Origin of the sequence: Photobacterium sagamiensis (genome assembly GCF_050337085.1) — a bacterium.
Taxonomy (GTDB): Bacteria; Pseudomonadota; Gammaproteobacteria; order Enterobacterales; family Vibrionaceae; genus Photobacterium; species Photobacterium sagamiensis.
In genome coordinates this window covers 1-19,188 of the sequence record NZ_JAKJSP010000030.1, presented here as the reverse complement: position 1 = coordinate 19,188, position 19,188 = coordinate 1, and the positions used below count along the sequence as shown (strand labels likewise).

The 19,188-nt window shown below is 46.5% G+C and carries 15 protein-coding genes and 1 pseudogene; 9 read left to right on the top strand and 7 right to left on the bottom strand.

The features are described from left to right. The first annotated feature begins 29 nt into the window (after positions 1 to 29). The 4 genes and pseudogenes from L4D76_RS15355 to L4D76_RS15340 all read left to right on the top strand — a co-directional run bounded on the left by L4D76_RS15355 (position 30) and on the right by L4D76_RS15340 (position 4,761). Positions 30 to 505, top strand: a pseudogene (locus tag L4D76_RS15355) (IS6 family transposase). 718 nt (positions 506 to 1,223) lie between these two features. After that, positions 1,224 to 2,165 carry a phosphate acyltransferase gene (locus L4D76_RS15350; protein WP_428441774.1) on the top strand — a complete coding sequence of 314 codons (942 nt, stop codon included), beginning with the start codon at positions 1,224 to 1,226 and terminating at the stop codon, positions 2,163 to 2,165. Between the two features lie 62 nt (positions 2,166 to 2,227). After that, complete coding sequence (buk, locus tag L4D76_RS15345; protein ID WP_428441773.1) at positions 2,228 to 3,286, top strand: butyrate kinase; 1,059 nt, start codon at positions 2,228 to 2,230, stop codon at positions 3,284 to 3,286. Between the two features lie 98 nt (positions 3,287 to 3,384). Next, positions 3,385 to 4,761 (top strand): aldehyde dehydrogenase, encoded by a 1,377-nt coding sequence (locus tag L4D76_RS15340; protein WP_428441772.1) that lies wholly within the window; start codon positions 3,385 to 3,387, stop codon positions 4,759 to 4,761. Between the two features lie 63 nt (positions 4,762 to 4,824). On the opposite strand, the gene L4D76_RS15335 is transcribed toward L4D76_RS15340, so the two are convergent. Further along, positions 4,825 to 5,706: a LysR family transcriptional regulator gene (locus tag L4D76_RS15335; protein WP_428441771.1), complete on the bottom strand. Its 882-nt coding sequence runs from the start codon at positions 5,704 to 5,706 to the stop codon at positions 4,825 to 4,827. Positions 5,707 to 6,002: 296 nt separating this feature from the next. On the opposite strand from L4D76_RS15335, the gene L4D76_RS15330 reads away from it, so the two are divergent. Next, positions 6,003 to 6,179, top strand: a complete 177-nt coding sequence (locus L4D76_RS15330) for a hypothetical protein (RefSeq protein ID WP_428441770.1) — start codon at positions 6,003 to 6,005, stop codon at positions 6,177 to 6,179. 481 nt (positions 6,180 to 6,660) lie between these two features. Here the strand turns inward: L4D76_RS15330 and L4D76_RS15325 are convergent, their stop codons facing one another. Both L4D76_RS15325 and L4D76_RS15320 read right to left on the bottom strand, forming a co-directional pair. Further along, positions 6,661 to 7,326 carry a TetR/AcrR family transcriptional regulator gene (locus L4D76_RS15325; protein WP_428441769.1) on the bottom strand — a complete coding sequence of 222 codons (666 nt, stop codon included), beginning with the start codon at positions 7,324 to 7,326 and terminating at the stop codon, positions 6,661 to 6,663. 198 nt (positions 7,327 to 7,524) lie between these two features. Next, positions 7,525 to 8,934: an APC family permease gene (locus tag L4D76_RS15320; RefSeq protein ID WP_428441768.1), complete on the bottom strand. Its 1,410-nt coding sequence runs from the start codon at positions 8,932 to 8,934 to the stop codon at positions 7,525 to 7,527. Positions 8,935 to 9,507: 573 nt separating this feature from the next. On the opposite strand from L4D76_RS15320, the gene L4D76_RS15315 reads away from it, so the two are divergent. Beyond that, positions 9,508 to 9,987: an acyl-CoA thioesterase gene (locus tag L4D76_RS15315; protein WP_428441767.1), complete on the top strand. Its 480-nt coding sequence runs from the start codon at positions 9,508 to 9,510 to the stop codon at positions 9,985 to 9,987. A gap of 238 nt (positions 9,988 to 10,225) precedes the next feature. After that, a complete protein-coding gene (gene dhaR / locus L4D76_RS15310) occupies positions 10,226 to 12,196 on the top strand; it encodes a dihydroxyacetone kinase operon transcriptional regulator DhaR (RefSeq protein ID WP_428441766.1) in 1,971 nt (656 codons plus the stop codon). Positions 12,197 to 12,291: 95 nt separating this feature from the next. On the opposite strand, the gene ptsP is transcribed toward dhaR, so the two are convergent. From ptsP to dhaK, 3 genes are read right to left on the bottom strand one after another with little or no spacing between them, the layout of a single operon-like run. Next, positions 12,292 to 14,787, bottom strand: a complete 2,496-nt coding sequence (gene ptsP / locus L4D76_RS15305) for a phosphoenolpyruvate--protein phosphotransferase (RefSeq protein WP_428441765.1) — start codon at positions 14,785 to 14,787, stop codon at positions 12,292 to 12,294. A gap of 57 nt (positions 14,788 to 14,844) precedes the next feature. Further along, a complete protein-coding gene (dhaL, locus tag L4D76_RS15300; RefSeq protein WP_428441764.1) occupies positions 14,845 to 15,471 on the bottom strand; it encodes a dihydroxyacetone kinase subunit DhaL in 627 nt (208 codons plus the stop codon). Between the two features lie 17 nt (positions 15,472 to 15,488). Then, positions 15,489 to 16,556, bottom strand: coding sequence for a dihydroxyacetone kinase subunit DhaK (gene dhaK, locus L4D76_RS15295; RefSeq protein WP_428441763.1), 1,068 nt, complete (start codon positions 16,554 to 16,556; stop codon positions 15,489 to 15,491). Positions 16,557 to 17,334: 778 nt separating this feature from the next. On the opposite strand from dhaK, the gene L4D76_RS15290 reads away from it, so the two are divergent. After that, a complete protein-coding gene (locus tag L4D76_RS15290) occupies positions 17,335 to 17,778 on the top strand; it encodes a DUF6398 domain-containing protein (RefSeq protein ID WP_428441762.1) in 444 nt (147 codons plus the stop codon). Between the two features lie 98 nt (positions 17,779 to 17,876). Here L4D76_RS15290 and L4D76_RS15285 read toward each other — a convergent pair whose 3' ends face one another. Continuing rightward, on the bottom strand, positions 17,877 to 18,569 hold the full coding sequence (locus tag L4D76_RS15285; protein ID WP_428441761.1) for an IS6 family transposase: 693 nt from the start codon (positions 18,567 to 18,569) through the stop codon (positions 17,877 to 17,879). A gap of 310 nt (positions 18,570 to 18,879) precedes the next feature. On the opposite strand from L4D76_RS15285, the gene L4D76_RS15280 reads away from it, so the two are divergent. Next, on the top strand, positions 18,880 to 19,188 hold a 309-nt coding region (locus L4D76_RS15280; protein WP_428441760.1), incomplete at its 3' end, for a fasciclin domain-containing protein.

Genomic DNA, 19,188 nt, shown 5'->3' with positions numbered 1-19,188 from the left:
CTCCGCCACCACTCACTACTTCTCGCACAATGACTATTAATTTTTCAGGCCGCCACTTTCCGTTAGGTATTATCTCTCTTACAAATTGAGTTATCGTGAAATTGAAGAAATCTATGCAGAACGAGGTATCAAAGTTGATCACTCAACATTGAACCGCTGGGTGATTAAGTATGAGCCATTACTGGAGCAGCGAGCACGCAGAAGAAAGAACCCGGTGGCTTCTTCGTGGCGGATGGATGAGACCTATATCAACGTTGAGCTTTGGAATAGCGGACGCATGTTAAGCCTTATTGAAATCCATTCAATTAAGTATCTGAACAATATCGTTGAGCAAAGCCACCGCAGAGTGAAAGGTAAAATGAACCAGGCACTTGGCTGGAAATCTGACGAAGGAGCAAAGGCGATATTGGCGGGTGTAGAACTGTGGTCGATGATTAAAAATGGACAGCTCAACAACCCTGAAGGTTTATCTGTTTGGGAGCAGTTTTATGCGCTGGCAGCCTAATTGTATCTGAAAATCAGTACGCTTGTACTTCTGCATAACTTTGGACAGAACCCTAAAATAACTGAATAGGCAGCGGCCAAACGACACAAAGTGAATTGTGATTGAGCTCTCAACTCTGTCATAGCAATAACGTCACCGCCCTTAAGAATGACGCTGTTGATATAGCAAAACGAAGAGAATATTGACCTGCTACCTGACACAGAAGTCGCTAATAAACACTATGTTCAACGGCTCATTCTTCTGCTTTCACCGAGCCCTATTTGTCATTTGCATCTGGTCATAATGCTCTGCTTCATCGTACCAATACCCGCCTAAACACAACCCCCAAAAAACACCATAAACATCTGTTTTTATTTGATTATCAAGCCAGCTCCGTTGTTACTTCCAGATTAAATACCTATCTTCCCCTCCCCGCATTTGGACTCACCATTTACCTCTCATGCTACCACTCAACCCTACAGGCTTAACTGACTATCAGAGCTTCATTTCGAAGGCATCACTTACTTTTGAATCCCCCGCCTTGCTGTCAATTAATTTGACTCTCACTGAAATTGAAGCCGCGAAAGGTTCAGTAATATGGCGTTGAAAATTATTGGAGCTACAGGATCGCCGCCAGGAGCTCGCGGTGACTTAAAACCAAGTTGCTCCTCCCACGGAAAAGAACTTATTAAGCATCCGTGAGAATTTACGGCGTTATCAGAATTAAAAGGTAGAACCTATGTACGACAAGAATTTCTTTATTGAGCAGGCCAAAAAAGGCGGATCCAAACAACGAGTGATTGTCTGCGCTGCTCACGATGAAGCAACCATCGATGCTGCAAACAAAGCACGCCTCGAAGGCATCGTTGATGTCACTCTGGTGGGTGAACTGCCTCTGATCACTCAGGCCGCACAGGAGTGTGGCGCAGACTTGTCTCACTTCGACATTATCGAGGTCAACGGCCTGGATGCCATCGCTTACGAATCAGTTAATGCTATCGCTCAAGGTCAAGGCGATGTGCTTATGAAGGGTCTGATCGAAACTTCTGTCCTGCTCAAAGAAACCCTGAAGAAAGAACACGGCTTGCGCACTGGCAACATACTGAGCCACGCCGGTGTTCTGTTCAAAGAAGGTAGCGATCAATTCCACATCTTCACTGACGCCGCGATGAACATCGCACCTAACCTGGAGCAAAAGAAAGGCATCATCCGTAACGCCGTTGAACTGGCTCACGCACTGGGCATCAAAACACCGAAGGTGGCCAATCTATGTGCGAAAGAGAAGCCATACGACAAGATGCCAGCCACCATCGATGCCGCTGAACTGCAGAAAGCGAACCAGGAAGGAGAAATTACCGACTGTATCGTTTCTGGCCCCCTGCAGTTGGACATTGCCATCTCCAAATACGCCGCCAACCTGAAAGGCGTGAACGATCCTGTTGCTGGTGCAGCTGACATTCTGATGGCTCCAAACATTGAAGTGGGCAATGTTTTTGCCAAAGCCCTTCAATACCTGGCGGGCTTCAGCATGGCTGGTGTGCTGCTGGGTGCCCGTATCCCGGTGGTTCTGGTTTCCCGCGCAGACGGCGAATCTGAGAAAACCATCTCCATCGCCTTGGCATGCGCGGTGGCGGCAATGAAAACCCCACAAGTCCTGCCAGAAACAGAAGCAACTGTTTAATTGACACCCACTGCTGCCACTTAGTCACAGCAGGCTCATGCAGAATATACAGGTAAAAAGACATGAAAATTTTAGCGATTAACCCAGGATCTACATCAACCAAGATCGGTCTTTTCGAGGGCTCAACGGAAGTCTTCGAAAAAACCTTGCGCCACAGTGTTGAAGAGCTGGCTCAATACGCTCGGGTAGCGGATCAAAAAGAATTCCGTAAAGCAGCCATTCTTCTGGCGCTGGCTGAAAATGGCGTGTCTCCAGCCGATCTGACGGCCATCGCCTGTCGCGGGGGAGCGTGTAATCCTGTTGAAGGTGGTACCTACAACGTTGATGAAAAACTGGTCGCTGATCTGGTCGATGCTCAAATTCAGCACCCAGCCAACTTGGCGAGCATCATTGGTAAAGAGCTGGCGGATGAGAATGGTATCAAAGCATTCTTCACTGATGCCCCTGTCACTTACGAGCTGTCTGAACTGGCTGCGTTTTCTGGTCACAAAGAGATCAAGCGTAAAGGCCGCTTCCATGCGCTGAACCAAAAAGCAATCGCTCGAAAATTTGCCGAAGAAAATGGCAAGAAATACGACGACGTCAACGTAATTGTTTGTCACATGGGCGGTGGAATCACCGTTGGTGCTCATAAAGCGGGTCGTACTGTTGATGCGACTGACGCTATCTCTGAAGGCCCATTCACCCCTGAACGCTGCGGCGATCTGCCAACCCGCGAGCTGATCGATCTCTGTTACAGCGGTCAATTCACTCACGCCGACATGAAAGGCTTCATTCAGGGTAAAGGTGGGGTATTCAGCTACACCGGCACCATCGACATGCGTGATGTTGAAGAGCAAGCACAAGCGGGCGACACCAATGCCAAAGAAGTCACGGATGCAATGGCTTACCAAGTCTCTAAGCAAATCGCAGCAATGAGCGCGGTGTTCAACGGTAAGGTCGACGGCATTCTGCTGACTGGCGGTATCGCATACAGCAAGTACATCACAGCCGAAATTGCCAAGCGCGTTGAGTTCATTGCTCCGGTAAAAGTTTATCCGGGCGAGGTTGAGCTTGAAGCTCTGGTGCTGGGCGCTCTGCGTGTATTGACCGGTGAAGAAACAGCGAAAACCTACGCTTAATTCCTATTTATAAATATTTTGTTGAGGCTGTGCAGTGAGCTGGGCAGCCTTGCAACGAGGTGGTTCGCCACCAAATTAACCACTGAGGTACGTATACTATGTCTTTTGATATCAACACTGCTAAAGGCGTTTTCAATTCAGTTGAAGCCGCAATCGAAGCTACTCATAAAGCTCAAGTTGAGTTCTACGCTAACTCAAGCAAAGAATCTCGTGAAGCCATTCTCACCGCCATCCGTGGCGCGGTTCTGACTCACGCTGAAGATTTCGCAAAAATGGTTCTTGAAGAAACCAACCTGGGTCGTGTTGAAGACAAGATCGCCAAGCATCAACTGACAGCACTTAAAACGCCGGGCACCGAAGTTCTGGAAACTAAAATATGGTCAGGTGACCACGGTATTTCCATTGAAGAACGTGCACCTTACGGTGTGATCGGTGCGGTAACGCCGGTGACAAACCCAACTGAAACTCTTGTGAACAATGCCATCTCTATGCTGGCATCAGGTAATGCCGTTGTATTCAACGTGCACCCGTCGGCAAAAGTTGTTTCTGCCTTGATGATCGATCTGCTAAATAAAACCATTGTTGAAGCTGGCGGCCCTGAAAACCTGGTCACTATGGTGAAAGAGCCGACTCTGGAAACGCTTGGTGAAATCGCGAAATCTCCTCTGGTGAACATGCTGGTAGGAACCGGTGGCCCGGGTCTGGTTAAAGCGATCCTCCAGTCAGGTAAAAAAGGCATCGGCGCCGGTGCCGGAAACCCACCGGTTCTCGTTGACGCAACTGCCAACCTGGATCTGGCTGCGGCTGGTGTCTATGCCGGTGCAGCTTTTGATAACAACCTGCTATGTATTGGCGAGAAAGAAGTTTTCGTTGAAGACGCTGTTGCTGACGAATTCATCGCGAAGCTGTCAGAGCTTGGTGCTTACATTCTGAGCAAAGACGAAGCTGAAAAACTAACAGATCAAATCCTGACTATGGATGAAGTTAACGGTGCTAAGCCTTGTACGGCCCAAGAAATAGCCCGAGTATGGCACCCTGTGAAGCAGTTCGTCGGTCAAGATGCAGGTGATATCCTGAAATCGATTGGGATTGAGTCTGACACTCGCCTGGCTGTTATGGATGTTGATAATCAACACCCTCTGGTACACGTTGAGCAAATGATGCCGGTTCTGCCGATTGTTCGTTGTAAAGACATCAACGAAGCAATCGAGCGCGCTGTCGCTGCAGAACGTGGCAACAAGCACTCGGCCTGTATCTACTCAGGTAATATTGAAAACGTCACCCAGTTTGGTCGCCGTATCAATACTACGATTTTCGCTCATAACGGCCCAACCCTGTCAGGTGTTGGCTACAATGCTGAAGGTACTTCAACCTTTACCATCGCAGGACCTACTGGCGAAGGGATCACAAATGCGCTGTCATACACTCGTGCACGTCGCTTCGCGATTGCTCAAGGCGGCCTGCGTATCGTTTAATTAAACCGGGTGGTTTTAAAATAAAACAATGACTGAAGAGCCGGGATTAACCCGGCTCTTTTTTTATAGAATATCGTAAATACCTTCTTCAATATTTTCAGCCAACTGTTGCGCCAATTCAGGGTGTTGTTCGTTGGGGCGCGACAATTCAGCATAGTTCTCATAAAACATACTATTCGGGTGTTTGACGACTTTCAGCGTTTCCTTGCGCAACTCTTGCTTCACCAAAGGTTCAGGGACAATCGCCCATCCTAAGTTATCGAGTACGGCATCGAGAACCTCGTGATAACTGGAGAAACTAATATTGCTGCTAGCCAGCGGTTTAAACTCAGGATTCACATCATCAGACAGATGAGCCAAGATAATCTGACGATAGGTACTAATTTCAATACTGGACACTTTTGACATCTTGGCCAACGGATGTTCGGCCGCGCAGACGACCATCATCCGGATCCGTCGAAGTATATTCACATTCAAGTTCGGATCATCGGTGGTATTTATCATCAGGCCATAGGCCACATCAACCTGTTTATCTTTAACCATCGAAGGGAGATCCGGGCTGGACACTTTAATGGCAGACAAGGTTACAGACTGATCGTTTTCCGATAATTTGGTCAGCTGTTTTCGCCAGAAACTCAACGGTAAACTATCATCATAGGCGACACGGATATTGCTGCTGACCCCTTCCGCCAGTCGGAGTGACTTTGAATAGATATTGTCAGCGATATTGACAATATTTTTACAATCGGAGAACAGCTCTTTACCTGCATCACTTAAGGTCAGTTTGTTCTTGGTGCGGATAAACAACTCGACTCCAAGTTCGTCTTCCAGACTCGATAGTGACATGCTTAACGAAGTGCGGCTTTTCCCCATGAGTCGGGCAACCTGTGACAGTGAACCGTTTTCTGCGGTTAACACAAAGGTGCGAAGTTTGAGCAAATTCATGGAGTGTCCTTTAGCAACTACTGTCATTATTGTCATTATTGTCATTATACTACCTGTGACAACTATTTTGACAGCATAAAGGCCAGGGAGGATCTGCTCAATCACAAAGCCATCTTTACCTATCGACAATATCGATAGTAGCTAACTTTTAAACCATATAAATAAAGAATATAAAGAGAGCAGAAACGGTAGGTGTGTCAATCGCACTATCGATAAAAAGATACAGTAGTGATTCTTTGCCCTGCATTTTGGTTAAAAATCATTATCAACATTGAATACTATTTAGGTTATAAATCATGCTGCAAAATGAAAAAAATGAGACGATTTCAAAAGCGGAAAAAGAAAGAAGAGAGTTAATGGAAAGGCTAACTAAAACAAAAGGCACGTTAGCCACCTCATCTAAAAATAAAGAGGATTCAGGACAATTGTTATCAATGGTAATTAATAGCACTGCTACTTTCGAAAAAAATTAATATAACCCACAAGATACCAAGTTTGTTTAATTCCATCGTCAAATTACACGCCGGTGATAATACCAACAGCTTAACTCCTCTCTGGTGACGCCTTTATACCATGCAGAGAGGATTCCAACATACTCTCTGCAAGTACTACCTACTATCTAAACACAATGAAGATGATTGATTGAAACGGTCAAAGTCCGTCATCCCAGAAACCGCCAAACACTGAACTTGCAGACTTTATCAAAACTCACCTGGCGGTTAATCAGGGATCCATCATGCTCGGAAGGTTCAGTGGACTGTGGACCCCCGATAATCACTACTGTAAATCCAATCGATAATGAAAAGATCAGCATTAAGCGCTTCAATAAATGACAAAGAGCAAGGATGACGAAACTCTCAGTTTAATCTTGAAGATTACGAATAGTGCCTCACCCTGTTTACGCGTGCCAATGAACAGCTGACTCAATCATAATTAATGAGTCAAGGTACTACGTTACCCAGCGAAGGCATTACTGCAAGTGATCTTATCGAACACTTCGGTCTCGGTCGGCACAGATGTATTTCGCTGCAGGTAATGAGGGAAGTAAAGCCCTAGGTAGGCAATTGCGAGTCGACAGCCTTCTTCACTTGCTTCAGGAATGATATTGCCCACAACGTTGTAATACGTTGAATAGATCTTATCTGCCGCTTGTAAGGAGATAGCAAAGACATTTCGATTTTTGGGCAGCGCGGGTAGGATGAAATGACGGCTGTAAATGTTGGTGATTCGTTTAGCCAGAAGGTGGTCATTCTGTACATCAGCTTGACGCAGCTGGTAATACTTGTGCTGGCCGAGAATTAACTTGGCTGCTAACGGGTTTTCTCGGTAGTTTCTGACATAAATATCTTCTATCTGACGAGTGATATCACTCCAGTGTTCGAAATAGGGCACTGCCTCTACTTGATCTAGAAGCTCATTTAAGTTCTCAAAAACTTCGTTGGCAATCTCTATCAGCAATGCTTCGATATTAGCGAAATGATGGTAAACCGTCGAATTAGCGATATGTGCCTGTCGGGCGATATCGTAAAGCGAGATCAGGTTGACATCCTCCTTTTTGATTAAGGTGATGGCAGCTTGTTTAATTCGGTTTATTTTCTGTTGTGCATTTTCAGCTTTCATTATCGTACCGGACTGTCGTAACAGTCCCTCCTGAAAAACAATTAGCTGACAATATAAGGAACATAAAAACACAAAGGCAGTAAGATACGGTAACACACTGTTACAAAAGTAATTTTTTCCATGGTAAGGCGTTTTATTCACCACCGCATTGACGAAAAAAGCCGACTAAGCCGGCTTTTGATACACAGTTATCGTTGATTAGACTGAGCGGGTATCCAGCTCTGCAGCTTTATCCAGCATCTGAGGTTTCTTACGTTGGATAAATATCTCACCAATCAGAATCGAAACACCAACTCCGGCTCCCACCTGCCAGAGATATTCGACATCCAAAGGCTCACCTGGCACCCAAAAGAAAGTCACCACGCCCATGATCAACAGCAGCATAGGAATATAACAGGCCAGGCGGGTCAACGTGGTGCCGCCAGGCATTCGATATGGACGCTCACGGTCTGCATCTATACGACGTAATTTCAAGAATGCAGGGAACATGATGATGTAAGACATCAACAGAATAATTGCACCTAATGAGAAGACGTTCCAGAACAGATCCTCATTACCACCCATGGTTGCGATTAGTGCATAAGCAATCATGGTTATGGTCGCAACTACACCGTTCCACAGTGCCGCTCCCTTCGGCGTGCCTTTTGCCGTGGTCGTGACAAAACTTGCAGGCATATCTCCATTGCGCGCTGCATAGATGGCCACATAATTAACACCGACCGACCAGTTCACAATATTGGCCATCAAGGTAAATAAGAAGCATATCGACAGTACCTGAATGGCCACTCCAGCAATACCACTGGTACCAAATAGAATAGTCAGGCTCTCATAAAGGCCTGCCGAGGCCGAGATCTGATCAATCGGTAGTGCCGCCTGCACCCCGAAGGCCGCCAGCAGATAGAAGAATGCGATCAAGAAACCACCCAGTACGGTTGCTTTGGGAATATCACGTTTGGGATTGGCCATCGCATCAGAAGCACCTGAAACCACCTCGAAGCCCAATAAACTAAATAGGATCACTGGCAAGATACCCAGCCCTACCTGCCATGACGGCGTGAATGCACTAAGGCTGAAATCATTCGCAATCTCCCCTCGCAGTGCCATGACAATCCCACCCACACCTAGGGTTGTCATGATAATCACCTTAAAAATCGCCCCCACAGTTGAGATCCAATTGGCCTCCGCTACCGGCTGCATACCAATCCAGGAACTCACCCAACTCATTGCAATCGCAATTCCTGCAACCTCCCAGGGAGAAAGTGTCACATCCAATACTTGGCCGATGACCACGGCGAAAAGGTAAAAAACCGCTGGGATCCACAATGCATAATTGACCCAATAGAGCCAGGCAGTCCGGGCCGCCCAATTTCGTCCATAGGCACGCTTCACCCAATCATAAATCCCCCCTTCTGCTGGATAAGTCGTTGCCAGTTCAGCCGTCACCAATCCATAAGGGAGGAAAAATAACACCAAAATCACTAACCACCACACCATCCCCCCGGGGCCGGCAACTGCCGAAGCTGCGACAGTATCTACCACTAATACTGTGCATACACCGAATAGCACAATATCTATAAGCCCCATCTTTTTTTGTTTTGCATCCGTCATAAATTTATCCTTCTCTGAAAACAATCCCTGCCATGTCTCCGATATGAACGAAGAATGCACCGGAACCGATATTAATCCCTACTGCGAGCACCTTGCTTTTCAACTCATACAGCTAAGTTCAAGTGATATATCAACAAAAACAACAGGGAAAAAATGAAATCAGAATAGGACATCTGCTTATTTGATTATTTAACAACTGAAAACGTGAGCCTGTCGCCATATATCCCAAGCGGCGAATTGTAAAAAATAATCATTGATCCTAATCAAGCCGCCAATGGAAATCATATGCTCCATGGAACATATATTAACAATATGACGACGGTGAATTTGAAACATCGTCTGTTAATTATTAGCGAGTCCGCTGAGCCAATTAAGAGAAAACGAAATCGCAAAATATATTTTCGCTGCGTAACTCCCCCCCCCTTTATATAAAATCAGCAATGTCACTAACCAGATGCATGCCTAATCACCTGGCGTCTAAATTATTGACAGCTTTAATTGTAAAAAGTGGGACTAATTATTACATTTCGCCCACAGAGCAAATTGCTAAAGCACACTTACAGGAGTAACCGTATGGTTGGAGAGCAACATGAAGTAACACTGAGATTTTTGGCAGAGCCCAGCGACGTCAATTTCGGCGGTAAAATACACGGCGGAGCGGTAATGAAATGGATTGATTTAGCCGCTTACGCCTGCGCTGCAGGCTGGAGCGGGCGTTATTGCATTACAGCCTATGTAGGAGGGATCCAGTTTGTCGCCCCCATCCATGTGGGTAACTTGGTTGAAGTCAGCGCTAAAGTGATTTATACCGGAAGATCTTCAATGCATATCGCACTTGATGTTCAAGCTTGTGATCCTAAGTCACGGAATCTAAGGCTAACCACGCACTGCATCGTGATCATGGTTGCCGTTGATGAATCTGGTCATCCAATCAGGGTGCCTGAGTGGGTGCCGAATTCAGAAGAAGAAAAAAAGTTGCATACCTCGGCGATTAAGCTGATGGATGTGCGTAAAAGTATTGGCACAGAAATGGGAGCACATATAAAAGAGTGATCTGCTTATTCATGAAAAATAAACATTTCAAGTTTGTGAAAATGAATACAGGAGGGCTGTTTTATTTGCTTCCTGGCGCGTGAAACCGTTGTCATCAATGGCTGCTTATCGTCGTTTTAAGGATGGAGGTTGGTGAAGATGGGCTTTGCTAAAACTCAATATTCCAATCTGGGCATTATTTTTTTCTGATCCAAAACGCTAAGATGACGGCTGAATCAAATAAGCAGTAATGTTTCCTATGCAATCTCGTCGCACATTGACCAAAGAGATTTGGCACACCTTTGTTTCTCAGTCCTCAGTGGAGGCAGAACTCCCCGATATCGATCCGCACCTACAGCAAGTTTGGGCTCGCTGTCGTCGACAACAGCGTCACGATCATTGGTCGATACCTCACAGAGCTAAAGGGGTAACTTTTGCCTCAATACAAAAAAGCAAAGCGCAGTTTTTAAATATTGCCGTACCGGCTATCGAAGATATTTACGAATATCTGGAAAACGACAGCTGTGCTTTTTTAGTTTGCGATGAAACCGGCTGCACCCTGTATTTCTACGCAGACAATGTTATGCAAGAGAAACTTGGTGCACTCGGTATTCAGGAAGGCGTTTATTGGCGGGAAGGCATAATAGGTAACAACGCGATTTCAAGTGCCATGCATTTAGCTAAAGCGACCAGAACGGCTGGCTTTGAACACTTTAAACAGGCGCTACACGATTTTGCGGTATACGCCGCCCCAATATTTGATGGTACAGGTTCAGCGCATGGCTGCGTCGCATTGGTGCTGCCAGCCGAAAAAGCCAGCGTCTCTGCTTTGGGCTTAATTCATTCCGCTTCACGCGATATTGCCAGTCAAATGCAAGCTGAAAGTATGCTCACAGAGTCTAATCAGCACTTATCTGAGGTACATGTCCTGCTGGAAGGTGTTGATGAAGGTGTACTGGCGTGGTACCCCAATGGAAAGATTCACTATTTGAATCAAAAAGGCTGTGAACTCCTGGGCTTAACACCCAGTGAATTGGGGCGAGAAATCAGCTCAGTTCTCACTATGCCTCAGCGTGTACGCCAGGCCATCAAGCGTGGAAAGGGGCTGGATATGGTCGAAACCACAATAGAGAGTAAAGACAGGCTGATTTCCTTGGTGATGTCGCTCAAGATTGTGAGAAACGCTCAAAACGATACCCACTGCTATATCGCTCTACTCTATCCGCTCAAGCATATTCGCGATTTAGTGCATCAGCATGCCGGTAACCGAGCAAGATTAACGTTTGATGACATTGCCGGGGTTTCGGATGCCATGCACCGCGTGATCCGCCAGGCGCGCCATGCCGCAAAAGGGCGGGGGCCTGTTCTGCTCCATGGGGAGGATGGAATAGGAAAAAGCCACCTTGCGCAGGCGATCCACAACGCCAGTGAAAGACATGGCCAGCCCTTTATTGCCATTAATTGCCAGGCCATTCCCAAAGAGCTAATGGCGACCGAATTTTTAGGCTCAGCACTGGACGGTGATCAAGCCTCTGCATCGAAATTTGAACTGGCTAATGGTGGCACCTTGTTTCTTGATCAAGTGGAGTGTCTGTCTTCCGAAGTACAAGCAGCCTTACTTCACCTCTTAAAAACGGGACTGCTAAACCGCATGAATGGCAATATTGTCTCACTGGATGTTCGTATCGTTGCAACCTCTAATATCGATTTGGATCAGTATGTTGTGGAAAAGCATTTTCGCAGGCAACTGCTTTTAGAGTTGCAAACTTTTGATATCCAAGTACCGCCGCTTCGCGAGCGCATTGAGGATGTACCTACCTTAGTTGAACGAAAACTCACTCACTTGGAAGCCGAAAAGAAAACGCCTCTCACCATTAGCCAAGAGGCGATGTCACTTTTGATGCGGTATCGCTGGCCTGGCAACCATAGAGAGCTGCGTAATGTCATAGAGCGCTCTGCCAACTTTGCCCATGAGAGTGTTATCCGAGTCAAAGATCTACCCGATACCATTCTTTCAGCGATAGAGCGAGAATCGGTTAGCGATAAACAGGTTGGAGATAAACAGTTGCATTCAAACTGTCTCGCGGATGCTGAAAAGAACACCATCATTCGTTCAGCCGTGCATTGTCGAGGAAAAATTAGCAAGATGTGTGCAGATTTGCAGGTGGGTCGCACCACTTTATGGCGCAAGCTAAAGGGCTACGGTATTGATGTGGCAGATTATAAATAACCAGAGATGATGTGGTTTGGGTATAAAAGGGAATGAGCGGCAGTGAAAAGCCGCACTTTAGCGTGCGGCTTTGTTATCAGGTTGAAAATGGGTGCTTAAAGCATTGCCAGTACTTGTTCTAAGGTTTCGGCATTTAAGATCTCTTTCGCTTTTAACTCAGCATGCTTGCTCTGGGTTGTACGCACCGCTTGCTTAACCCCTGCGATACGGATGGGACTCATACTCAACTCATCAATACCCAAGCCGATGAGAGTCGCTGTTAGCTTGGGATCGCCGGCCATCTCACCGCAGATCCCAATGGTGATCCCTGCATCATGAGCGGCTTGCGCAGCCACTTCGATCATACGCAGCACCGCTGGCTGAGCCGCAGACACTAAGTAAGAGACCGCATCGTTACCTCTGTCGGCTGCCATCACATACTGAGTGAGATCGTTAGTCCCAATACTGAAGAAGCTCACCTCTCTTGCTAACTGTTTAGCATTTGCTACCGCAGCAGGCACTTCAATCATAATGCCGATCTCTGGCATCGCGGCCGGTACACCATCACGTTGCAGCGCCTGATAGCAAGTATCGAGCAGAGATTTCGCCTGGCGCAACTCCTCAGGGGTTGAAACCATTGGGAACATCACTTGCAGGTTAGGATGTTCTGCCCGGGCCCGAAGCAAAGCGTTCAGCTGCAGTTTGAATATATCCACATTTTGTAAACATAAGCGCAGGCCCCGGCAACCCAGGAACGGGTTCTCTTCTGGCCCTTGCTGCAAATAAGCTAAAGGCTTATCTCCACCAATATCGAGAGTCCGAATGATCACTGGCTTTTCACCGAAGACTCCGGCAATGTGTGAATAGAATTCATATTGGCTCTGCTCGGACGGTGCTTGCTCGCTATCCATAAAGAGGAATTCGCTTCGCACCAATCCGACCCCTTCGGCTCCGCTACAAAGCGCCTGCTCAGCATCTTCCACGCTGGCAAGGTTGGCAAAGACATCCACCAGCTTGCCATCTTGCGTTTTGGCTTTTTCCATCGCCAACGCCTGGGCTTGCTCTCTTTGGTGATGAAGCTTTTCAAGGTCTTGCTGCGCAGTTTCAAGTTGTTGCGCCACCGGTGCTAGCCAAACATCACCGCTGCCACCGTCAATAATAGCGACTTCGCCCTCTTGGCTTCGTGACATTATTCCGCTGAGCCCAACGACTGCCGGGATCCCCAGCGCACGAGCAAGAATGGCTGAGTGTGATGTACTCCCTCCCTGCTCCAGGATAATGCCTTGGACCATATTCGGATCAAGCTGCGCGGTATCTGATGGTGAAAGATCGGCGGCAACTAATATGACTGGATCAGTAAGCACAATTTGAGGTGCATTTTCACCAATGAGCAACCCCATCACTCGGCGGCCAACATCGTAAACATCGTTGGCTCGCGCCTGCATATATTCACTTGGTGAGTCTTTGTATGCCAGGGCAGTCTGCTCGATGACTTGCAACCAGGCATTTTCCACATTGATCGCATCTTTTAGCATTTGCTTGATTTTACTGCCAAGCTCTGGATCTGCCAGCATTTGGCTGTGAGCGGTAAAAATGTCACTTTCTGATTTCGATCCCGCTTTTGCGGTTTGGTTTGCCAACTCAGCCAGATCTCGCTGGGCGATATCACACGCCTGATCAAACAGCTGCCATTCCTGCTCATAATCTAAATAGTCACGTTCACGTGCTTCGGGCATGGTGATCCGGTAGTGCCAAATTGGTGCAATGGCAATCCCCTCGGATGCACCAATGGCAGTCAAGCGTCCGTCTTCATTTTCAACTGAGTGGCGTACTCGGCGGGGAGCTTCAACCGCTATCTCATCACTTCTCTCATTAATAGATTCGTTAAAATGGCTCTCTGCGAGCAAAGCAAATGCCTGCAACGCCTTTTGCGCCTCTTCGCCGCTGGCAATACAAGTTAGGCTGTCGCCCTGTTTTACGCCTAATAACGCAATACTGTTGATACTCTTCGCACTGACTCGCGTGCCATGGCTGCTCAGCCAGACTTGGGCATCAAATGGGCTGATGGCACCTACAATAGCTGAGGCAGGCCTGGCGTGAATGCCGTGAGGATTTTTCACCTGCCACTCAAATTTAATTTCATTTTCACTGTCTACAGGATCCGGTTGAGAATTCGCCTGTATACCACCAGGAAGCTTAGCGCTTTGGTCTAACAGCTGGTATTTCGCGAACAATGCACTGTGTGCTTCATTGATCACGTCTTCTAATGACATGCCTGCTGCTGCTGCAACACTTGCCGACATGGCGCCTTCAATTAGCGGTGCCGCACACACGTGTACATTCGTAGCTTGTTCACTACCAATTAGCTCTAACGCCATATCGGTGCTTAGAATCGCACTGCCCATATCGACCAAGACCAATACGCCTTGGGGAGAATACACCTCTTCGATTGCCGTCATCACAGCAATGGCATCGGTACCAATTGGATTTTCAGGATCATCCACACCGGCAGCGACAGCAATTTTGACTTTCCCCTGGGTCATCTGGGCTGCCAACGCATGGACGCCTTTGGCTAAGTCCGGACTGTGGGAAACAATTACAATACTGACCATAATCAAACCTTAAACTGAGGTGGCGCGATACCACCTCGAACAGCAAAGAGGGTGCGTTTATTGCGCTGAAGCGTTGCGCAGTGCAGTGAAGAGTAGGTAAGTGGATGTAGCGCCTGGGTCTTGATGGCCAATAGAACGCTCACCTAAATAGCTTGCTCGTCCTTTTCGCGCCTGCATTGGAATCGTGTTTTTCATTGCGCTTTCAGCTTCTGCCACTGCGGTACTCAGGGCATCGTAAACACTGGCATCTTGGTTTTGCTTTAGGCTCACCATGATGCCGTTCCAGGTATCGATCATGGTTTTATCACCCACTTCCGCTTTTCCGCGTTGAACAACCCCATCCATGCCGTCCTGAAGCATTTTGGTGAGTTCAGCAAGGTTTAACTCTTCTTTAGACATCACGCTGGTTGCATTACGAATAAAGAAAGTGCCATACAGCGGGCCACTGGCCCCTCCGATACTCGAGAGCAGTGTCATTCCCGTGGTTTTTAAAATGGTACCAATGTCCTTATCGGCAACACTCGGTAATTTCTCTTTCACTTTTTGAAAGCCGCGGTTCATATTTAGACCATGATCCGCATCGCCAATTTCTCTGTCTAATTCAGTCAGAAAATCTTGTTCGTCTTTAAATACATCGGCTGATGTTTCAAGCCACTGAACGATTTGCTGTTTCGTAATTGTCATCATGTCTTCCTTAACGCTTAGCAACCCCAGCGCATTGCGGGTGTGTTAACGGGCATATCGTACAGGGATAACATCTCATCATCGACTTTTAGCACTGTGATAGAGAGGCCCTGCATATCTAATGACGTGCAATAGCTGCCAATAAGATTGCGCTCAATTTTAATATCTTGTAGCTCCAGTAGCTCTGCAACTTTGCGATATACCATATAAAGCTCAGATTGCGGCGTTGCACCGAGGTTGTTCACTAACACAATAACTTTATCGCCAGACTGGAGCGATTCGGTGACCCAGGATTCGTCTTGCCATTCACCGGCATCATTGTCCCAACGGCGAACGATACGTTCATATGGAGTATTATCTAAGATCTCGTTCATCATATCGTTGGTGATCGTGTCGCCATCCGTAAAGGCCCGGCGCTCGATGCCCGGTTCGCCGTGGATCCCAACACCAAACTCAATCTCGGTGTCATCCAGCTCAAAACTACGTTTACCTGCCGCCGGAACGGTACAAGCAGAAAGTGCGACACCAAACGAACGTCCACGATTGGCAATACGTTTAGCCAGCTCGCTGATTTTATCCAGGTTGTAGCCTTCTTCGGCCGCCGCCCCGAGAATTTTCTCAGCCAGCACGGTGGTTGCAACACCGCGACGCCCTGCGGTATACAAGCTGTCTTTCACTGCGACATCATCATCAATTAGTGCTGCCTGTACTTTGATACCGTCACCGTGAAGAAGCTCAACCGCGGTTTCAAAATTCAGTACGTCGCCGGTGTAATTCTTGATAAGAAACAGGACACCCTCTCCAGCGTCTACCTTCTGAGCACATTCGTACATTTGATCGGGTGTTGGTGAGGTGAACATCTCACCGGGGCAGGCGCCATCTAACATGCCTTTACCCACAAAACCGCCGTGCATAGGCTCATGACCGCTACCGCCACCAGAGACAAGGGCTACCTTGGCCTTTTGGCGTTCTCGCCGCACGATATACATAGGATCTAAGTTGACGTCGAGTTCAGGGTGAGCCTTGGCGACACCTTGAAGTTGCTCTTTAACTACGTTATCGACTTGGTTAATCATCTTTTTCATCGTTCTATCCTTATTATTCTGCGCAGGGTGTGGGATAAAGTTGAAACTGATGATATGCCAGCAAGATAAGAAGGGGGACTTAGATTATTTGTTTCAGATTGGAACACTTATAATCATGATTCCGTTCCAGAATGAAACATCAATAACGTTCAAGCTGCAGATCCTTGAACTAAATCATGTTTTTTGAGGTGTTACGTAGAAGAGTGAATACTGAAAATCAAGATGCACAGGGCTAATTTCGATGTGTTTATTAGCAATATTTGTTAGTTGGCTCACAAAGAATGTTGGTAATAATCTGAACCAATAAAAATGGACATTTCATTAAGCAATATTCTTTAGCTCAAAATTCTATGGTCGAAGATAATCAATAGTGCTGTATCTTCGGGCTCGATTATAGTTAATTTCTATATATTCAAATACTGTTTCCGCATTGTATCTCTATCCATTATTGGGGTTGTTGCAAAATATTCAGTCTCGGATCAGAATTCCTTCTTTTCCATCTAATCTAGCAACTCAATGACCAAGCCCTAATTTAAATGGAAGCACTTTTCCGATGAATTACGCGAACCTCAACAACATGCAGAGAGAGATCCACCTTCTGAAGGCGTCTATTCAACGTGGGGTCAATCTACCAATGATATTTAAGCTAATCACTGGGTAAGTCTGCCCTCTATTCCGGGATGACATATTTACGTGCACTTAACGCACCGAATTTTGGCGGTGTTTATGTAAAATCAATATATTCTTTAATTGAGGCGGCTGCTTAGTGTGAGGGGATATGACTGCAACGAAATCAAACCGTATTCCAAGTGTAGTGAAGGGGCGATATGAGGAGATTACCGCTTTAACTGATCGGTATTCATGTGAGTTTCTAAATGACGAATATTCCGATTTGATTCGGTCGGTGACTGCAACTCTTTGTCGTAAGCGGCCGTGTCCTTTAGCTAAAGGAAAAGCTAGTACGTGGGCATGTGCAATAATTCACGCTGTAGGGATGGTCAATTTCCTTTTTGATAAAAACAATAAACCATATGTAAGTGCATTTGATTTATACAAATATTTTAATATCAGCTCTAGCAACGGTTCTCTAAAGTCCAAAGCCATACGAGATTCATTAGATATGTATCCATTATGTGAGGAATGGAGGCTACCTAGCCTGAAGGATGTTCAGTTCAGTCCTCTTTGGAAGTTGTTTGATATAAGAACTATGCCTAAGCAGTAATTACTCATGTCTTTGCCTTCTAATAGGCATCAGATTAGTTTGTTTGGTACTGTCGCAAAGCTATGCAGAAGCACAAAAGTATTGATTTCCTGATACAATTAGGCTGCTAGCGCGTAAAACTGCTCCCAAACAGATAAGTCTTCAGGGTTGTTGAGCTGTCCATTTTTTATCATCGACCAAAGTTCTACACCAACTAATGTTGCCTTTGCTCCTTCGTCAGATTTCCAGCCAAGTGCTTGGTTCATCTTACCTTTCACTCTGCGGTGGCTTTGCTCAACAATATTATTCAGATACTTAATTGAAAGGATCTCAATAAGGCTCAGCATGCGTCCGCTATTCCAAAGCTCAACGTTGATATTGTGCAGTGCTAATGCATTAGAATGACTTCCATCAATTACCACCTTCTCTGGTAATCCGTGTTGGCCAATGGCCTTTTGGAAAAAGGCTCTAGCCGCTTTTTCATCTCGCTTATCACGCAGTAGAAAATCAATCACATCACCATATTTATCAACGGCGCGGTAGTAATATTTCCAYTGRCCTTTGACGTTGATATAGGTCTCRTCCATYCGCCACGAAGAMGCSACTGGCTTCYTCTTTTTGCGAGCTCGATGTTCTAGCAATGGCGCATATTTRATCACCCAGCGRTTCAATGTTGARTGATCAACATTGATACCTCGTTCGGCAAAGATTTCTTCAATTTCACGGTAACTCAATTTGTAAGAGAGATAGTACCGAACCAATTGAAGGATTATCTCTGACGGAAAATGTCGGCCTGAAAAATTGATAGTCATAGGGTTCGAAGTAGTGAGTAGTGACGAAGATCATAACTTACCGCACCAGTTTGCGACAGAACCCGAAATTTGGTTTTGTCGCAACGTAATGCTGAAGTACAAATGCACTGATTTTCAGGCACAATTAGGCTGCAAGCGCGTAAAACTGCTCCCAAACAGATAAGTCTTCAGGGTTGCTGAGCGGTCCATTTTTTATCATCGACCAAAGTTTCTTTTATGAGACAACTTTTTTCCCTCTGCTAACTACAATGTTTTCTCATACGTATTAGAACTTCTGTATGACACCAAAACAGACCCAGAGGATTCACTAATGAAAATACTCCAACGCTTTTTTGCTTATTCGCTAAGTGCCTTATTCCTTTTTACCTTGTCCAGTTTGGCGGTAGCGGCTTATAAGAAAGGCGAGAAGATAAACCTGGTCGAGGTCGCGGCCACCAACGAAGACTTCCAGACCCTGGTCATGGCGATCCGGGCATCCGACCTGACCGGCACTCTCGAAGGTAAGGGGCCCTTTACTCTCCTGGCACCAACCGATGACGCTTTCGCAAAGCTCCCGGCCGGCACTCTGGCTGACCTGCTCAAGCCAGAAAACAAAGAACAACTGCAGGCCGTGCTCAAA

Bases quoted from the DNA above. Each gene is read 5' to 3' on its own strand.
- L4D76_RS15325 (WP_428441769.1), bottom strand. From the start codon at position 7,326: ATGAAAGCTGAAAATGCACAACAGAAAATAAACCGAATTAAACAAGCT.
- ptsP (WP_428441765.1), bottom strand. From the start codon at position 14,787: ATGGTCAGTATTGTAATTGTTTCCCACAGTCCGGACTTAGCCAAAGGC.
- L4D76_RS15290 (WP_428441762.1), top strand. From the start codon at position 17,335: ATGACTGCAACGAAATCAAACCGTATTCCAAGTGTAGTGAAGGGGCGA.
- buk (WP_428441773.1), top strand. From the start codon at position 2,228: ATGAAAATTTTAGCGATTAACCCAGGATCTACATCAACCAAGATCGGT.
- dhaR (WP_428441766.1), top strand. From the start codon at position 10,226: ATGCAATCTCGTCGCACATTGACCAAAGAGATTTGGCACACCTTTGTT.
- L4D76_RS15335 (WP_428441771.1), bottom strand. From the start codon at position 5,706: ATGAATTTGCTCAAACTTCGCACCTTTGTGTTAACCGCAGAAAACGGT.
- L4D76_RS15320 (WP_428441768.1), bottom strand. From the start codon at position 8,934: ATGACGGATGCAAAACAAAAAAAGATGGGGCTTATAGATATTGTGCTA.
- L4D76_RS15315 (WP_428441767.1), top strand. From the start codon at position 9,508: ATGGTTGGAGAGCAACATGAAGTAACACTGAGATTTTTGGCAGAGCCC.
- dhaK (WP_428441763.1), bottom strand. From the start codon at position 16,556: ATGAAAAAGATGATTAACCAAGTCGATAACGTAGTTAAAGAGCAACTT.
- dhaL (WP_428441764.1), bottom strand. From the start codon at position 15,471: ATGACAATTACGAAACAGCAAATCGTTCAGTGGCTTGAAACATCAGCC.
- L4D76_RS15340 (WP_428441772.1), top strand. From the start codon at position 3,385: ATGTCTTTTGATATCAACACTGCTAAAGGCGTTTTCAATTCAGTTGAA.
- L4D76_RS15330 (WP_428441770.1), top strand. From the start codon at position 6,003: ATGCTGCAAAATGAAAAAAATGAGACGATTTCAAAAGCGGAAAAAGAA.
- L4D76_RS15350 (WP_428441774.1), top strand. From the start codon at position 1,224: ATGTACGACAAGAATTTCTTTATTGAGCAGGCCAAAAAAGGCGGATCC.